Source organism: Sphingobium herbicidovorans (genome assembly GCF_002080435.1).
In the GTDB taxonomy this organism is placed as follows: domain Bacteria; phylum Pseudomonadota; class Alphaproteobacteria; order Sphingomonadales; family Sphingomonadaceae; genus Sphingobium; species Sphingobium herbicidovorans.
On the sequence record NZ_CP020538.1, the window covers coordinates 1,299,187 to 1,316,288 of the forward strand.

At 63.7% G+C, this 17,102-nt stretch carries 16 protein-coding genes and 1 pseudogene; 8 read left to right on the top strand and 9 right to left on the bottom strand.

Annotated features, from left to right (window positions below):
- Positions 1-62: 62 nt before the first annotated feature.
- Positions 63-1,961 carry a molecular chaperone DnaK gene (gene dnaK / locus B6S01_RS06335; protein WP_037465198.1) on the bottom strand — a complete coding sequence of 633 codons (1,899 nt, stop codon included), beginning with the start codon at positions 1,959-1,961 and terminating at the stop codon, positions 63-65.
- Between the two features lie 174 nt (positions 1,962-2,135).
- Between dnaK and B6S01_RS06340 the strand changes: the two genes are divergently transcribed.
- Genes B6S01_RS06340 through B6S01_RS06350 form a run of 3 tightly spaced genes read left to right on the top strand, consistent with a single transcriptional unit; the run spans position 2,136 to position 3,486 of the window.
- Complete coding sequence (locus tag B6S01_RS06340; protein WP_037464674.1) at positions 2,136-2,603, top strand: copper chaperone PCu(A)C; 468 nt, start codon at positions 2,136-2,138, stop codon at positions 2,601-2,603.
- Positions 2,600-3,067, top strand: a complete 468-nt coding sequence (locus B6S01_RS06345; protein ID WP_037464671.1) for a hypothetical protein — start codon at positions 2,600-2,602, stop codon at positions 3,065-3,067. Before B6S01_RS06340 ends, B6S01_RS06345 begins: the two co-directional genes overlap by 4 nt.
- A gap of 59 nt (positions 3,068-3,126) precedes the next feature.
- A complete protein-coding gene (locus B6S01_RS06350) occupies positions 3,127-3,486 on the top strand; it encodes a hypothetical protein (protein ID WP_037464668.1) in 360 nt (119 codons plus the stop codon).
- Between the two features lie 7 nt (positions 3,487-3,493).
- Here the strand turns inward: B6S01_RS06350 and B6S01_RS06355 are convergent, their stop codons facing one another.
- Both B6S01_RS06355 and B6S01_RS06360 read right to left on the bottom strand, forming a co-directional pair.
- Positions 3,494-4,483 carry a S66 peptidase family protein gene (locus tag B6S01_RS06355; RefSeq protein WP_407695201.1) on the bottom strand — a complete coding sequence of 330 codons (990 nt, stop codon included), beginning with the start codon at positions 4,481-4,483 and terminating at the stop codon, positions 3,494-3,496.
- 41 nt (positions 4,484-4,524) lie between these two features.
- Positions 4,525-4,968, bottom strand: coding sequence for a cupin domain-containing protein (locus B6S01_RS06360; protein WP_037464664.1), 444 nt, complete (start codon positions 4,966-4,968; stop codon positions 4,525-4,527).
- Between the two features lie 53 nt (positions 4,969-5,021).
- Between B6S01_RS06360 and dapE the strand changes: the two genes are divergently transcribed.
- A complete protein-coding gene (dapE, locus tag B6S01_RS06365; RefSeq protein ID WP_037464661.1) occupies positions 5,022-6,164 on the top strand; it encodes a succinyl-diaminopimelate desuccinylase in 1,143 nt (380 codons plus the stop codon).
- A gap of 11 nt (positions 6,165-6,175) precedes the next feature.
- Here the strand turns inward: dapE and B6S01_RS06370 are convergent, their stop codons facing one another.
- From B6S01_RS06370 to B6S01_RS06385, 4 genes are all read right to left on the bottom strand, one after another.
- Positions 6,176-7,852, bottom strand: coding sequence for a putative bifunctional diguanylate cyclase/phosphodiesterase (locus tag B6S01_RS06370; RefSeq protein WP_037464658.1), 1,677 nt, complete (start codon positions 7,850-7,852; stop codon positions 6,176-6,178).
- A gap of 98 nt (positions 7,853-7,950) precedes the next feature.
- Complete coding sequence (locus B6S01_RS06375) at positions 7,951-8,484, bottom strand: Smr/MutS family protein (RefSeq protein WP_037464655.1); 534 nt, start codon at positions 8,482-8,484, stop codon at positions 7,951-7,953.
- A 12-nt stretch (positions 8,485-8,496) separates the two neighbouring features.
- Positions 8,497-9,750 carry a murein transglycosylase A gene (gene mltA / locus B6S01_RS06380; protein WP_037464653.1) on the bottom strand — a complete coding sequence of 418 codons (1,254 nt, stop codon included), beginning with the start codon at positions 9,748-9,750 and terminating at the stop codon, positions 8,497-8,499.
- Positions 9,747-10,403: a Tim44/TimA family putative adaptor protein gene (locus B6S01_RS06385; protein WP_037464651.1), complete on the bottom strand. Its 657-nt coding sequence runs from the start codon at positions 10,401-10,403 to the stop codon at positions 9,747-9,749. Before B6S01_RS06385 ends, mltA begins: the two co-directional genes overlap by 4 nt.
- Positions 10,404-10,588: 185 nt before the next feature.
- On the opposite strand from B6S01_RS06385, the gene secB reads away from it, so the two are divergent.
- The 4 genes from secB to B6S01_RS06405 all read left to right on the top strand — a co-directional run bounded on the left by secB (position 10,589) and on the right by B6S01_RS06405 (position 14,645).
- On the top strand, positions 10,589-11,092 hold the full coding sequence (secB, locus tag B6S01_RS06390; protein WP_037464648.1) for a protein-export chaperone SecB: 504 nt from the start codon (positions 10,589-10,591) through the stop codon (positions 11,090-11,092).
- 114 nt (positions 11,093-11,206) lie between these two features.
- Positions 11,207-12,814, top strand: a complete 1,608-nt coding sequence (gene murJ / locus B6S01_RS06395; RefSeq protein ID WP_037464647.1) for a murein biosynthesis integral membrane protein MurJ — start codon at positions 11,207-11,209, stop codon at positions 12,812-12,814.
- Positions 12,815-12,818: 4 nt separating this feature from the next.
- Positions 12,819-13,823, top strand: a complete 1,005-nt coding sequence (trpS, locus tag B6S01_RS06400) for a tryptophan--tRNA ligase (RefSeq protein ID WP_037464644.1) — start codon at positions 12,819-12,821, stop codon at positions 13,821-13,823.
- A gap of 177 nt (positions 13,824-14,000) precedes the next feature.
- Positions 14,001-14,645, top strand: coding sequence for a DUF4136 domain-containing protein (locus tag B6S01_RS06405; RefSeq protein ID WP_037464641.1), 645 nt, complete (start codon positions 14,001-14,003; stop codon positions 14,643-14,645).
- Between the two features lie 80 nt (positions 14,646-14,725).
- Here B6S01_RS06405 and B6S01_RS06410 read toward each other — a convergent pair.
- Positions 14,726-15,330 (bottom strand): annotated as a pseudogene (locus tag B6S01_RS06410) (peptidylprolyl isomerase).
- A gap of 39 nt (positions 15,331-15,369) precedes the next feature.
- On the bottom strand, positions 15,370-16,782 hold the full coding sequence (gene dnaA, locus B6S01_RS06415) for a chromosomal replication initiator protein DnaA (protein ID WP_037464638.1): 1,413 nt from the start codon (positions 16,780-16,782) through the stop codon (positions 15,370-15,372).
- Between the last annotated feature and the right edge of the window lie 320 nt (positions 16,783-17,102).

The window sequence follows — 17,102 nt, forward strand, 5'->3', positions numbered from 1 at the left end:
CAGATCACAGGAGGGAGAGAGATTCCAGCCTTCGCTGGAATGACGGGTATTCAGCATCAGCTTCAAGCCTTGTTGTCGTCCACTTCCGAAAATTCGGCATCGACGACATTATCATCCGCCTTGGGAGCCTCAGCGCCCGGCGAAGCGGCTCCGGCCTGCTCCTTCTCGTAGATGGCCTGGCCCAGCTTCATCGCCACCTGGGCAAGCTCCTGGGCCTTGGCCTTCATCGCTTCGACGTCGCCGCCTTCAACAGCCGACTTGGTCGCGGCGATCGCGGTCTCGATCTCGGACTTGAGGCCCGCGTCCACCTTGTCGCCATGCTCTTCAAGCTGCTTCTCGGTGGTGTGGACCAGGCTTTCGGCGTTGTTCTTCGCCTCGGCCGAATCGCGCTTCTTCTTGTCCTCTTCGGCGAAGCGCTCGGCATCCTTCACCATCTGTTCGATGTCGGAGTCCGAAAGGCCGCCCGACGCCTGGATGCGGATCTGCTGTTCCTTGCCGGTGCCCTTGTCCTTGGCATGGACGTTGACCAGACCGTTGGCGTCGATGTCGAACGTGACTTCGATCTGCGGCACGCCGCGCGGCGCGGGCGGGATGCCGACCAGATCGAACTGACCGAGCAGCTTGTTGTCCGCCGCCATTTCACGCTCGCCCTGGAACACGCGGATCGTCACCGCCTGCTGATTGTCATCAGCGGTCGAATAGACCTGTGACTTCTTGGCAGGGATCGTGGTGTTGCGGTCGATCATGCGCGTGAACACGCCGCCCAGCGTCTCGATGCCGAGCGACAACGGGGTCACGTCGAGCAGCAGCACGTCCTTGACGTCGCCCTGCAACACGCCCGCCTGAATCGCCGCGCCCATGGCGACGACTTCGTCGGGGTTGACGCCGGTGTGCGGTTCCTTGCCGAAGAATTCCTTCACGGCCTCGCGCACCTTGGGCATGCGCGTCATGCCGCCCACGAGCACGACTTCGCTGATCTCGCTGGCGGAGATGCCTGCGTCGGCCAGCGCCTTCTTGCATGGGTCCATGGTGCGCTTGATGAGGTCGGTCACCAGCCGCTCCAGATCGGCGCGAGTGATGTTCTTCACCAGATGCTTGGGACCATTCTGGTCAGCTGTGATGAAGGGCAGGTTGACTTCGGTCGATTGCGCCGACGACAGCTCGATCTTCGCCTTTTCGGCCGCTTCCTTCAGACGCTGAAGCGCCAGCTTGTCCTTGGTGAGGTCGATGCCCTCATCCTTCTTGAAGCCTTCGGCCAGATATTCGACGAGCTTGGCGTCGAAATCCTCGCCGCCAAGGAAGGTGTCGCCGTTGGTCGACTTCACTTCGAACACCCCGTCGCCGATTTCCAGGATGGAAATGTCGAACGTGCCGCCGCCAAGGTCATAGACCGCGATGGTCTTGCCGTCCTGCTTGTCGAGGCCGTATGCCAGAGCGGCTGCGGTCGGCTCGTTGATGATGCGCAGCACTTCCAGGCCCGCAATCTGTCCCGCATCCTTGGTCGCCTGACGCTGGGCGTCGTTGAAATAAGCCGGAACGGTGATGACCGCCTGCGTCACGGTTTCGCCAAGATAGCTCTCGGCGGTTTCCTTCATCTTCTGAAGCGTGAAGGCGGAAATCTGCGAAGGCGAATAATCCTTGCCGCCCGCATTGACCCACGCGTCGCCATTGCCGCCCTTGACGATCGAATAAGGGACCAGTTCCATGTCCTTCTTCGTCGTCGGGTCGTCGAAACGGCGACCGATCAGGCGCTTCACCGCGAAAACGGTGTTGTCCGGATTGGTGACGGCCTGACGCTTGGCAGGCTGGCCGATCAGGCGCTCGCCATCCTTGGTGAAGGCGACGATCGACGGCGTAGTGCGCGCGCCTTCCGCATTTTCGATCACCTTGGGCTTGCCGCCATCCATCACAGCAACGCAGCTGTTGGTGGTGCCAAGGTCAATGCCGATTACTTTTCCCATCTCGTCCTCTTTGAACCCCAATTTCATTCAGCGGTTGACGGCCCCATACCTCACGAAAGCGCCAAGGCAAGGCCGTTTGCGGATGGGATATAGGCGCGATCTTTCTTGGCACAAGAAGTGGGTGCGATTACCGTGACAACCGACCGGAAACGAGACAGTCACGAAAGCTTGATCATGCGCCCTTCCCTATCCTTAATCGCACTGGCCGCCCCGCTCGCGCTGGCGGCCTGCGGCGATCCCGCCCCGACCTATATCGATCAGGCGTGGGTACGCCTAAGCCCCAACAAGGACACGCCGTCGGCTGGCTATTTCGTGGCGCATGGCGGGGACGCCGCGACTCAGCTGCGCGGCGTGCTGACCGACTATGCGCTCAAGGTCGAAATGCATGAGAGCATGAGCCATGACGGCATGGTGATGATGCAGAAGATCGATTCGGTGGACATCCCCGCCAAGGGCAAAGTCGCCTTCGCGCCGGGCGGCAAGCATCTGATGATCTGGGGCGTCAATGATACGGCGATCAGCCGGGGCAAGATGACCTTCACCTTCCTGCTTGCCAATGGCGACCGGCTGCTGGTGGACGCGGTCATCCAGAAGCCCGGCGCATCTGCGCCCGCGTCCAAGGAAAAGCCGAAAGCACATTGACCAGCCGCACGCTGACCCCGGCCGAAGTCTCCCTAGCCCGGTCGGTTTTCGGCGACGCCATCGCCTATGGCCGGGTGCGGGCGCATAACCGCAAATGGTGGCCGCTCCAGCCGAGCCGCGTCACCATGGCGCCGGACGGCGACCTGTGGTTCCATCCGGCAAGCGGCATGTTCTGCGCCGATTTTTGCGAGCAGCCGCTGCACCTTCAAGGTCATTTCATCCATGAGATGACCCATGTGTGGCAGGCGCAGCGAGGCGGCAAATGGTATCTGCCGCTGATGCGGCACCCCTTCTGCCGCTATGGCTATGAAATCGTGCCGGGGCGTCCTTTCCACCGTTACGGGCTGGAACAGCAGGCGGAGATCGTTCGCCACGCCTTTCTGATGCGCAACGGCGCGCGGGTAGAGGGGAAACCGGCACTGGACGTCTATGAAGCGCTGCTGCCGTTCGCCGCTGGCTGCTGACTGTTCCCGCGCCGACGCCCGCAGGAGATTTCCCTGCCGATTTACGCTAATGTGCGGCGATGCGTTTCCTTGCCCCCATCCTGCCGCTGGCCGCGTTTCTCGCCACCCCCGCGCTGGCTGACGGCCAACCGGCGGAACGCCCGGGCCATTATTATCTGCGGGGCGTCATGGAGACGGGGTCGGAGTTGCTGCTCCACCCGGACGGACGGTTCCAATGGTATCTCGTCTATGGGGCGCTGGACCTGTTCGCCGAGGGGCGCTGGCAGGAAAAGGATGGCGCGGTGCTGCTGACATCGGAAAAGACGAAGGATGTGCCGCAGCCAGGCTTTGAAACGCTGACGCTGACCGTCAAGGATAGCGCGCTGATTCCGCCCGATGGCCGGGGGGCCTATGTTCGCCCGTCCGATGTGAAAGACTAAGGCGAGCTTAGCCCACCGCAGCCTCCAACAGGCGAATGCTGCCCGCATCGGCGTCGATTTGCGCCCGCACGCCCAAGGGCAGGCTGAACTGGTTCGCCACATGACCGATGGCCGCGCCCTGGAATGCGGGGACGCCCAGGGGTGCAAGATGCTGCTGCAACACCTCCGACAGGGTGAAGCCGCCATAGGAAGCATCGGCCGCGTTGCATCTGGCGCATTGGCCGAACACCACGCCAGCCACCTTGCCCAGCACGCCCGCCAGCGACAGCTGCGTCAGCATCCGGTCGATGCGGTAGGGCGCTTCGCCAACATCCTCCAGGAACAGGATCGCGCCGCTGAAGTCCGGCAGCCAGGGCGTGCCCATCAACGCCGCCAGCACCGTCAGGTTACCGCCCAGCAAGCGCCCGGTCGCCTGCCCGCCGCGAAAGGTGCGGATGCGACCGCCCAAGGGCACCAGTCGGTCTTCCCGGACCTGCGGATTGACCAGCGAGGGCGTAGCGCCATCGAAGGCGACGGCGCGAAAGGCGTCCCAGCTGAACTGCGACCAACTGCTCGCCGCATTGGGACCGTGAATGGTGGCAAAGCCCGCCCGTGCGGCAAAGGCCAGATGCAGGGCGGTGACGTCGCTGAACCCGACCAGCAGCTTGGGATGGGCGCGGATGGTGGCGAAATCCAGATAGGGCAGGATGCGCGCGCTTCCCCATCCGCCGCGCACGGCGAACACCGCCCGGACATCCGGGTCAGCGAACATCGCATTGACGTCCGCCCCGCGATCGGCATCCTTGCCCGCCAGATAACCGTATCGTTCCATCAGATGGCGGGCGGGTTTTGGCTTCAGGCCCATGGCGGCAACGGTCTCCATGACCAACGCAAGGTCGAACGCGTCGTCGGTAAAGCCCGCCGGTTCGATCAGCCCCACCGTGTCCCCCGGACGCAGCCGGGGCGGTTTGGTCACGACCGGCGGCGGAGCCTTGGCCGCGAGCAACGCGCCGCCCATGCCCGCCAGCATCATGCGCCTGTCCAATCCTGCGAACCCGCTCAAAAGGCGCTCCCGTCCTTGCGACGATATGCGCCCCCGGACCATCGAAGGTCGATGTCGGGGTAATGCGCGTCGCCTGTCGGCACGCGTCCGAAAGCCAGGAACGCGCAATCATCTTCGCTTTCATTGACCAGGTGATGGCCATTGGGCTCGCCCTTGGGAAAGGCGGCCATGTCGCCTGCCCGCATGGAAGTGCGACCTTCATTCTCCACCAGCACGGCCTCGCCGCTCAACAGGACGACAAATTCGTCCTCATCCTCATGCCAGTGCCGTTGCGAGGACGCTGCTCCGGGTTTCAGCACGACATGACTGACGCCGAAATCCGCAAGCCCGCTGTGGCGGCCCAGCCTGCGCACCCAGCGCCCACCCACGGCTGCGGCGAATGGCGGCGGGTAACCGGTACTGTTACTCTGCTCGATGGCTTCAAGGTCGATCTTGGGCATGGATCCTTGTCCTCCGTCTGGCAAAGGCGCTCGGCTTTCGCTAACGCAGCGCCATGAGCATGACCAGCACCAATGCCGACGTAGTGGACATCGCGCGCAGGCTGATCGCCTGTCCTTCGGTCACGCCGGCGCGAGGCGAGGTCTTCGCCGTTCTCGAAGCGATGCTGGTCCCGCTCGGCTTCACCGTCGACCGCTTTGTGGTAGGCGAAGCGCCCGACGGGCCGGTCGAAAATCTGCTGGCCTGGCGGACGACGGGCGCGGGCCCGCATTTCGCCTTCGCCGGGCACCTGGACGTAGTGCCGCCGGGCAATGGCTGGACAAGCGACCCCTTCACGCCGGAACTGCGGGGCGACCTGCTCTATGGTCGCGGCGCGGTCGACATGAAGGGTTCGATCGCCGCCTTCGTCGCTGCGCTTGGCGGCATCTCCGAAGAATTGCCGGGCACGATCAGCCTCATCATCACCGGCGATGAAGAAGGACCGGCGGTCTATGGCACGCTGGCGCTGATGGACCGGATGGCGGCCCATGGCCTGCGCCCGGACCTTTGCCTGGTGGGAGAGCCTACTTCGTCGCAAAGGCTGGGCGACGTCATCAAGATCGGCCGGCGCGGCTCGGTCAACATGTGGATCAGGGTTGACGGCGCGCAGGGCCATGTCGCCTATCCGCATCTGGCGGACAATCCCATCCCCCGCCTCGTGCGCATCCTCGCCGCCATCGACGCGCTGGTGCTCGACAAGGGCAATGACTGGTTCCAGCCGAGCAATATCGAGATCACCGACCTCGACGTCGGCAACCCCGCGACAAACGTGATCCCGGCAGCGGCGAACGCGCGCATCTCCATCCGTTTCAATGACCTGCATAGCGGCGCGGAGCTGATCGAGCGAATCAGCGCCATCGCAGCGGCTGAAGGGGGCATCGTGACGGCGAAGATCAGCGGCGAGCCTTTCCTGACCGAGCCGGGCGCCCTGTCCGATCTGGTCGCCGGGGCGATCCGCGAAGTAACCGGGGTGGAAGCTGAACTGTCCACCACTGGCGGGACGTCCGATGCCCGTTTCCTCTCACGCCTGTGCGCCGTGGTGGAATTTGGCCTCAACAATGCGACGATGCACAAGCTGGATGAAGCGGTTGCCGTGCAGGACCTTCAAGACCTGACGCGCATATATGAACTCGTCGTTCGCCGCGCGCTGGGCGGCTGACGGTCAGACGGTCAGACGATGCGCCGTTGTTCCTGCCGGAGCGTAGCGAACCGCGCCAGATAATCCGATTCGCCAGTCGGCCGGGCGAAGTGATAGCCTTGGAACAGCGTGCAGCCGATGACGCGCAGCATGTCCATCTGCGCTTCAGACTCGATGCCTTCCACCACCACTTCCATGCCCAATCCCTGGATCAGTCCCACGACGGCGCTGCAAATGGTCCGCGCTTCGGCTGAACTGGCGATGTCGCGCACCAGGCTGCGGTCGATCTTGACCCGATCGATCGGCAGTTCCTTCAGGCGCGAGAGATTGGAATAGCCGGTCCCGAAATCGTCGATGGTGATCCGCGTCCCTTCCTTACGCAGCGCGCGGAGCTGGCCAAGGACGCGCTCGTCCAGTTCCATCGCCAGCGATTCGGAAATCTCCAGTTCCAGCATGTGCGGGGGCGTCTGATAGGATGCCATGGCGTGTCGCAGCCGCAGGAAGAAGTCCGCCTGCGACAGTTCACGGGACGAAATGTTTACGGCGATGCGCTGCCCGATGTCCGCCTTCGCCCAGCGCGCCGCGGTTTCGCACACGCGGCTCATTACCCAGTCGCCCAGCGCGACGATCGCGCCGCTTTCCTCCGCTACCGGCACGAAGAAGCCGGGCATGACCAGATCACGCTCTGGATGCGCCCAGCGGACCAGCGCTTCGGCGGTGACCACCCGGCCGCTGACCACCTCTACCTGGGGCTGGAATTCCAGGATGAATTCATCGCGTTGCAGGGCGAGCAGCAGGTCGCGCTCCAGCTCTGCGCGATCGGCGGCCTCCAGCGCCAGTTCGGCGGTGAACATCTCTGCACGGTTACGGCCCTGATGCTTGGCATGATACATGGCGATGTCGGCCGACCGCAGCAGGGCGGACAGCGTGTCGCCATGATCGGGGTAGCAGGCGATGCCGACCGAAGCGCCCAGTTCGACATGCTGGCTGCCAAGGTCGAATCGTTCGCTGAGGGCGAACTGAATGGCGCGGGCGATGCGGCTTGCCGCTTCCCGTCCGGGCAGGTCGGGGAAGAACATGGTGAACTCATCGCCCGCCAGTCGGCCTAGCACGGCATCGCTCAGCCCCGCGCTGACCTGCGCCATCACCACTTCGCGAAGACGCCCCGCAACGCGCGCCAGCAATTGATCGCCCGCGGCATGGCCCAGCGTGTCGTTGACGCCCTTGAAGCCATCCAGGTCGATGAAGAACAGCGCGGCGGCGCGCTCGTCCGTCCGCTCGGCCAGCAGCCGTTCGACCTGTCGGCAAAAGCTGGTGCGGTTGGCAAGGCCGGTCACCTGATCGAACAGCGCCAGCGTCTGCACATGATCCAGATTGGTGCGCACCTGGCTGAACAGGCTGGTCATCGCCACGGACAGGTCGGGAAGCTCGGCGGCGATCTGAGTGGACACGGGCGATTGCAGGTCGCCATGCGCAGCCGCGATCAACCGTTCCGTCGCGGTATCGATGGCGTCGGCGGTGGTGGCGACGGTCTGGCGCGCAGACGCCCACGTCATCGTGCCGCACAGGATGGCGATGATCAGCGAACGGCCGATGCCGACAATGTCGGTCGCCTGCCCCTGTCCCAGCACGAGGGACAGCGTGAACACCAGCGCCCCCGCGGCGCAGGCGAAGGCAGTGGCGCGGCTTTTCAATGTCACGCCCTGCATGTGACTCCCGCCCAGAATGGCAGCTCGATATGAACCGCCGATCTGGAGGATATGAAGGGCGCTGGTTAAGAAAAGGTCAGTGCGCGGCGACCCGGCGGCTATTTTTTGCGCCGCAATATGACGTAGATAGCGCCTTCGCCGCCATGGCGCGGATGGGCGAGCCGGACGCTCGCGATGCGGTCGGCATAGGGGCTGGTTTCCAGCCAGTGGCCGATCTCTCCACGGATCGCGCCCCGGCGCGACTCCCGCCCCAGTCCGCCCGATTTTGGCGGCTTTCCGGTGACGATCAGCAGCACGCGCAGGTCCCGGGCAAGCGCTGAAGAAAGGGCGTGGTTCAACCGCGCATGTGCGGCGGCAAGGCTGTGCCCATGCAGGTCGATCGAAATGTCCGGGACCAGCGTGCCGCCCCGGATTCGGCGTTCCCAGCTGGAATCGAGCATGGAGGAAGGCGCGCGGGCGGGAGCCGCAATGGCGGGCTGACGCGGAACGGGCGTTAACCCTGGATCGGCGACCGCAACGGCGGGCACGACCGGCATTTCGATGGGACGCGATCCGGGCCGCAGCGGCCGGACCGACCGGGTAAGCGCGCCCCAGAGCGCCTTTTCCTCAGGCGAAAGATGCCGCCGCGCCATCGACTGGCGCGCTCACTGAGCCACGAGCCGCGCCGCCGATCCGACGGGCAACAGGATGAGCGCGCTGCCCCGGGCCGACATGCCTCCGGCGATCGTCCGGGCGCGGCTGCCTGCGCCCCAGAAGCTGTCAAACCGATTCGCGCCTTTGATCGCGCCGCCCGTATCCTGCGCGATCCAGACGCCATTGGGCTCTGCCCGGTCGAGCGAGAGCAGCACGGGCGCGCCCAGCGGCACATATTTGGGGTCGGCGGCAACCGTCGCCTCCGGCGTCACCGGCACCCCCAGCGCACCCAACGGCCCCGCGCCGGTCAATTCCCGAAAAAACACGAAACTCTTGTTTTCATCCATGATTTTCGCGCCCTCGACAGGATTCGCGCGCAGCCACGCCATGATGTCCTGCATCGATCCGGCCTGGATCAGTCCGCGATCCTTCATCAGCTTGCCGATGCCGGTATAGTCGCGGCCATTCTGCCCATCATAGCCGATGCGCATGACGCCGCCATCGGGCAGGAGCAGCCGTCCGCTGCCCTGCACCTGAAGAAAGAAGAATTCCACCGGGTCGGCGGCCCACGCAATCTCCAGACCCCTGCCAGCCAGGGAGCCAGCCACAATCTGCGCGCGTTCCTCATAGGGCACGAAGTTGCTGCCCTGCACCTTGCCGCGTATCGTCTTGCCTTTAAGGCTGTCGCTGAACAGACCGAGATTGACATCGATCAGGTCGGGCGGACGGCGATAGATCGGCACCTCATAACCAGCCCGACGCGTACGGGACCCGGCGATTTCCGGTTCATAATAGCCGGTAACGAATGCTGTCCCCGGCCCTACCTGCACAGCTTCGAAATTGCGTGAGAAAAATTCGCTGGCATTGGCGTCCGGCCAACTCGACGCAGCGGCGCAGGCGCTGTTCCAGTCCGACCCGCGCGTCAGGCCGCTCTGGTCGGTGCGCCGCATCAGTGACGGGCAGGAAATACGGAAGGCTTCCAGTGCCTTGCGAGCACGCTCCCCGGCGGGGATGAGGCTGGCGATGTCGGGACCACGGGTGACGCCTGCGGCAAGCGCCGTCCCGGTTTCGCTGACTGGCGCGGAAGGCGGCGTAACCGGGAGCGCCGGGCGTGGCGTCGCGGGAAGCGGGCGAACTGCCGTTTCATCGCCGCGTGAGGGGCGCTGCGGCGGAGCGCCAAGCGCTCCGGGTGGAATCACGCCGCCCGCGCATGCCGACAGCAGCAGCGCGGCGAGCAGCGCGCCGCCCGACTGACGCAAGCTCATGCAGCCTCGTCGGTTTCGCTTAGCTTCCAGTTGGGATCGGTGCTGCGCAGATCGCGCGTAAAGGTCCAGATATCGTTGGTCCCCACCGCGTCGGTCAGCGAACCGGCAACAACATTGCCGTCGTGATCGCGCGTTACGGCGGCGATATCCGCTTCGAACCGCAAGGACACCTCGGCGATCCGGCCATTGACGCTGGCATCGACGATCTGCGCCTTTTCAATACGCACAAGACGATTGTCCAGGACGTGACCGGCCGCTTCGCGCTGAGCGATTGCCTCCTCGAAGGAAGCCAGCACATCGGCGTCGCACAACCACTCAAGCTCAGCCCGATCGCCGCGCCAGAAGGCTTCAAGCACCATCTTATAGGCCGACTTCGCGCCTTCGACGAACTGCGGGACATCGAAGCTGCGATCGGCCGCAATGAGCGCGCGAACGCCCGCCTCGCCGCCGGACGCGATAAGGCCATCGGCCAACCGGACCGAATCACCGGGCATGTCAGTCACCGGGCGGGGGTGAAGCACCGTTACCTTGGCCCGATCCTCCGCCGGGCGCAGGGCAGGCTCCTGCTCATGCCCCGTCCGCTTGCCGAGGACGGAATAGAGCCGCAGCGCCAGAAAACCGGCTATCAGGGCGAGGATGACAATTACATACACGGGGCCAGGAACCCTTTGGTCTAGATCGAAGAGAACAACGCAGCCAACATAGGCATGTTTCCCCCAAATTCAAATGGCCGCTTTAAGCTGCCGCCATTGCCCTGCCCCGCGGCCCCTGCTAAGCGCACGGGCCATCGTCCGGGGGCGCGTCGCCGACGGATTCAAAGGGAAATCAGGAAGCACAGATGGCCGACGAAGCCGACACCATGCAGACATCCAATTCGGGCAACGGCGCGGACACCGCTCCGCAGATCGCGCTTATCAGCCAGTATGTGAAGGACCTGTCCTTCGAAAACCCGAACGCGCCCGCCGTGTACCAGTGGCCCGATCAGCCGCAGATCGACGTCCAGTTCAACATCGGCGCGGACAAGGTTGGCGAAGAGGTTGTCGAGGTTTCGCTGAAGATCGAAGTGAAGGCGACGGCGCCGCAGGGCACGGCCTTTGCGGTCGAACTGCTCTATGCCGCGATCTTCGGCATGCGCAACGTGCCCGATGAACAGCTTCAGCCGTTCATGCTGGCTGAAGCGCCCCGTCTCATCTTCCCCTTCGCGCGCCGGGTGCTGGCCGACGCGATCCGCGACGGCGGGTTCCCGCCGCTGTTGCTCGATCCCATCGATTTCGGCGGCCTTTACGAGCAGCAGGCGCAGGCGATTGCGCAGACCGCAGGCGAACCGGCCGGTCACGCCTGAGCCAGATGGCTCCGGTCCCCGTTCAGACTGTTCGCATGAGCCGCCCGGCTCGTGCGAACGTCCGGGCCACGCGCCCTGGGCCGCGCCCGGACGAACGGGGGAGACAGTAAGGCGATGAAACTCGTCAAGGCGCTTGGATCGGTCGGCGGACTGACGCTTGCCAGCCGCATCCTTGCGCTGGTGCGGGATTCGCTGGCCGCCCGTTATGTCGGCGCGGGCTTTGCGTCCGACGCTTTCAACGGCGTGGCGTTCCGGCTGCCCAACATGTTCCGCGCCCTTTTTGCCGAGGGGGCGTTTTCCGCCGCCTTCATCCCGATGTTCAACCGCAAGGCGGCAGGTCCCGGCGGCATCGCCGAAGGCTATCATTTCGCCGAGCGTGCGCTGGCGGTCCTTCTGCCGGTCCTCATTCTTTTCACCATCGTCCTGATCGCTGCCGCCTGGCCGATCACCTGGCTGTTGTCGGGCGGCTTTTCGCGCCAGAACCCGACGCCTGACCAATTCGCCTTCGCCGTGATGCTGTCCCGCATCACCCTGCCCTATCTGGCGCTGATCAGCCTGGCGTCCCTGCTGGGCGGTATATTGAACTCGCTCGACAAATTCTGGGTGAATGCGGCCGCGCCGATCCTGCTCAACCTGGCGATGATCGCCGGGCTATGGCTGTTTCACGGCGCGGATGAATATGAAACCGCGCGCGTGCAGGCGATTTCGGTCACGGTCGGCGGCGCGCTGCAACTGCTCTGGCTGATATGGGCATGCCGCCACGCGGGCGTATCGATGAAGCTCAAGCGGCCACGGTTCGACACCGATGTGCGCGAGTTGTTGCGGCTGATCGTGCCGGCAGCAGCGGGCGCTGGCGCGGCTCAGATCAACCTGCTGGTCTCGACCGCGCTTTCCGGCTGGCTGCTCGCGTCAGGCTCCATCACCTATATCTACTATGCCGACCGGCTGAACCAGCTGCCCCTGGGCCTGATCGGCATTGGCCTTGGCACGATCCTGTTGCCCACCATCTCGCGCCTGCTATCGACGGGGCAGGAGCAGGTGGCGATGGAAACGCAGAACCGGGGCATCGAACTGGCGCTCTTCCTGACGCTTCCCGCAACCATCGCCTTCATCACCGTGGCCGAACCGATCGTGCGCGGCCTGTTCCAATATGGCCGCTTCACGGTGGAGGATGCGCGCCGTTGCGGCTGGGCCTTGTCGGCCTTTTCCATCGGCCTGCCATCCTATGTCCTGGTGAAGGTGCTGACGCCGGGCTATTATGCCCGTGGCGACACGAAAACGCCGGTGCGCTACGCGATGCTGTCGATCCTCATCAACATCATCGGCAATGTGACGTTGATCCCCCTGCTCGCTCGTGAGGGACTGGGGCATGTCGCCCCGCCGCTGGCGACCGCGCTTGCCGCCACCATCAATGTGGCGATGCTCTATTCAACGCTGGTCAAACGGGGCCATTTCGCCGCCGACGCGCAGTTGCGCAGGCGGCTGCCCCGCCTTGCGCTGGCGGCGCTGGCGATGGGCGGCGCCCTTATTGCCGGGGAAGGCCTGCTTGAGCCATGGCTGGGCGGTGCGATGATCCAGCGTTATATCGCGCTCGCCATGCTTGTCGGAGCGGGGATCGCCCTTTACGGGGTGGCCTGTTTCATCACGGGCGCCTACCGGCTGTCCGACCTGAAGGCGCTGATGCGTCGGCGGGGCTCCACCACAACCCAAGAGAACGGATAGAAAAATGCGCGTCCTTTCCGGCATCCAGCCGACCGGCAATCTGCACCTGGGCAATTATCTGGGCGCGATCCGCAACTGGGTGCGGATGCAGGACGAAATGGACGCAGATAGCCAGTGCTTCTTCTTCCTGGCGGACATGCATTCGATCACCGTGCATGAAAATCGCGAGCAGCGCATCCGCAACGTGCGCGACATGGCCGCCGCGCTGGTCGCCGCAGGGATCGACCCGGACCGGTCCGTCCTCTTCAACCAGGCGCGCGTCCCCGCCCATGCGGAGCTATGCTGGTTGCTGAGCGGCACCGCCCGCATCGGCTGGCTGAACCGCATGACGCAGTTCAAGGACAAGGCAGGCAAGGACCGTGAAGGCGCGTCGGTCGGCCTGTTCGTCTATCCGGTGCTGCAGGCGGCCGACATCCTCGTCTACAACGCGACCCATGTGCCGGTGGGTGAGGATCAGAAACAGCATCTGGAACTGGCGCGCGACATCGCCACGAAGTTCAACACCGATTTCGGGGTCGATCTGTTCACCGTGCCGGATCCGACAATCCCCAAGGAATCCGCCCGCATCATGTCGCTCCGCGACGGCACGGCGAAAATGTCGAAGTCCGACCCTTCCGACATGAGCCGCATCAACCTTACCGACGATGATGATGCGATCATGCAAAAGGTCCGGAAGGCCAAGACCGATCCCGAACCGCTGCCGGACACGGCCATCGGCCTGGCCGGTCGCCCGGAGGCGAACAATCTGGTCGGTATCTACGCAACGCTGGCGGGGACCACCCCCGACGCAGTGTGCGCGGAATTTGCGGGCAAGGGCTTTGGCGCGTTCAAGCCTGCGTTGGGCGAATTACTGGTGGAGGCGATGCGGCCGATGCGCACACGCTTCATGGAACTGCGCACCGATGATGCCGCGCTCGACGCGATTTTGGAGAAGGGTGCGGCAAAGGCTTCGGCAGCGGCGGAACCGACCTTGCGCGCCGCTTATGACGCCATGGGCCTGATGCGTTAATGCTGCACGGTGGGGCAATCGCCTGACGGAAAGCTGATGACTGCGCCGTCCTAAGAGATAGCCGGACATGATTTGCGCTCGCCTGCCCCGATAGAGCGTTCAAATGATGTTCAGTTGCGTTCTGCTACGGCGGAGCGCAAGGTTGCGACAGGTTTACCACCTACAGGACGCGGAACAATGAACTCTTTCAAGAAGATCGGCCTGATTGCGGCGCCAGCTCTGGCTCTTGTGGCCCTGTCTGGCTGCGCGACGCCATTCAAGGCGGACGTCGCCCGCTTCCAGCAATTGCCCGCACCTGCCGGGCAAAGCTTCACCATCGTCGCTGACGATCCGCGTCTGGCCGGTGGTCTGGAATTTTCCCAATATGCGCAGATGGTGGGGCAGCGGCTGGCGCAGACCGGCTATGTCCCCGCGACCGATCCGGCTGCGGCAGACCTTATCGTGCGCGTCGCCTACAATGTGGATAATGGGCGGGAGAAGGTTCGCTCCACAGGGTTTGGAGCCGCCGATCCTTATTTTGGCGGCTGGGGCTGGCGCGGGCGCTGGGGCCGTCCGTGGGGCTATGGCTTCTATGATCCCTGGCTGTTTGGTCCGGGCTATAGCGACGTCAGCAGCTATACCGTGTATACCAGCGATCTCAGCATGAAGATCGACCGGGCAGCCGACAACCGGCGGCTGTTCGAAGGCAGGGCCAGCGCCCAGTCATTGTCGAACCGGCTGACTTATCTGGTGCCAAACCTGATCGACGCCATGTTCACCGGCTTCCCCGGACAGAATGGCGAAGATGTGAAGATCACGCTGCCCCCCGAGAAAAAGGGTTGATCCATCGCTGACATGACCCGCAAGCGGTCATGTTCCATTGGCCCGGCGGTCTCGATCGCCGGGCTTTTATTTGGCTTGGGTCAGGGAAGGCGGCGGGCTGTCAGAATGGACACAGGCTGTTCCAGCATTTGTCCCTTCATCACGCCTTCCCCGGCAGTGGGGGATTTGGGCGCAGCCAGAATCGCGCGCACGATATCCATGCCCTCCACCACATGGGCGAACACGGCGAATCCCTGATTATCACCCGCAGCCTCCGGATGCGCGTCCATGCTGGGCATCTTGCCAAGCACGATGAAGAAGTCGCCGGTCGCGCTTCCCGGCGCATAGCGGGCCATGGAAATCGCGCCATCGTCATGCGTGAGGCCGGTCTGCGTAGTCGGCTCATGCACGATCGGGGCAGGACACGCGCCGGAGCATTTTGCGCGCCACCCTGGACGAAGCCGTAATCGGCTGAACCGACGCCCCGATAGAAGGCGGCGCCGTCCAGCCTCTTTTGATCGACATAGCGCAGGAAGTTGCGTGCTGTAACGGGCGCCTTCGCCGCATGAACCGCCACTATAATCCGTCCCGCGCCCGTATCCAGCGCGACACGCACATCCTCTGAAGGCGGCACTGATGGCGGCTGCGCTGCCGCAGGCGTGAAAGAAAGCAGAGTGGCGAGCAGCAGGGCGGCATATCGGATCATGGCGTTCAACCTAATCCTCCCGCGGCCCCTTTGTCAGCGTCAGTTTTCCAACTGGCGCAGCAGGGCGCGGATGTCGGCGTCTATGTCCGCATTGGTCTGGCGCAGTTCCTCGATCGTGCGAACCGCGTGGATCACCGTGCTGTGATCGCGACCGCCGAAGATGCGACCAATTTCCGGCAAGGAACGCGGCGTCATTTTCTTGGCGAGGTACATGGCGACCTGACGCGGCCGGGCTACCGCACGGGCACGGCGCTTGGATCGCATTTCGGACGCGTCGATCTTGTAATGGGCGGCGCAGACCTTCTGGATCTCATCCACGGTGATGCGGCGCGCATTTGCGCGCACGGCATCGGCAAGCATGGTTTGGGCAAATTCCAGATCAACCGAGCGGCCGGTCAACTGACCGTAGGCGATCAGCTTGTTGAACGCGCCTTCCAGTTCCCGAATGTTCGAGCGGATCGAACGGGCGAGGAAATCGATGACAGCGTCTGGAACAGGCGGATCACCCGCAATAGCGCGCTTGGTCTCCAATATGGCAAGGCGCAGGTCCAGGTCCGCCGGGCGGATGTCCGCCACCAGGCCGCCTGCAAGACGCGAAAGGATCCTGGCGTCGATCGAATCAAGCTGTTGCGGTGCGCGATCGGCAGTGACGACGATGCGCGCGCCCGAATCGATGAGATCGTTGATCGTGTGGAGAAATTCCTCCTGCGTCGAACCCTTGCCGGCGATGAACTGGATATCGTCGATCAGCAATAGCCGCGCCGCGCGCAGGCGCGCCTTGAACATCATGGTTTCGTTCGCGCGCATCGCGTTCACAAATTCCATCATGAACCGTTCGGCCGACATGTAGAGCACGGGGGCGTTGGGTGAATGGGCGGAAAAATGCTGGGCAATGGCATGAAGCAGGTGCGTCTTGCCCTGCCCGGTGCTGCCATGAATGAACAGCGGGCTGTAACGCGGCTGGGCTTCGCCAGCCATCGCTTCCGCCGCCGAAAAGGCAAGATGGTTGGAGTCGCCGGTAACGAAATCGGCGAAGCTGTGGCGTGGCTGGAAATTGCAGGCGCTGACGCCTTCGGGAAGGATCGGATCGGTCGATACCGCTTCCTGGGCCGGGGCGACTTCGAGCAGGCGGGGGCCAACGGCATTGGGAGCGCGACGCAACCGTACTTCGCGGACGCCGACACCGGCGCAGCGCCACGCCATGCGCAGACGATCGCCAAAATGCGCTGACACGAAATTGGCCGTGAAATCAGACGCGAACAACAGGTCGAGCGTCTGCGATTCGGCACAATAGTCGCCGAGCTGGCCAGCCTTGAGCCATTGGTCGAACATGCGCGGCCCGATGTCGCGGCGAAGTCCGGTACGAATCGCATCCCACGCGGTGTCGAGGCGCGCATGATCATGCGATGCCTGAACGCTCGAACTGCCTGACACTGCGATTAAACCCTTCATAAACAGTCGACCCCCATCAACTGTGCCCCTGATGGACAGGAGCTATCAGACACAGAGAACCGCTTGGAAAAGCGAGAGCTTTCCCAATGTAACTGTGCCGAACAACCCAATGACGATCACCGAGACTCGATTCGAGTGGCGATCAGAGAATTGAAAATAGACAGGCAATCTTCGCCGGATCAAGGGCAGGCCCGGTCAAAAATGTGAAATAAAGACATTGACGCGGAAAACCGGGGGAATTGAAGATATGTCGATATTATCGTTTAATTTCAAATAGTTGTAACAATCGCCAATCCGCTCGCTTTACCCCGAATCGCCGG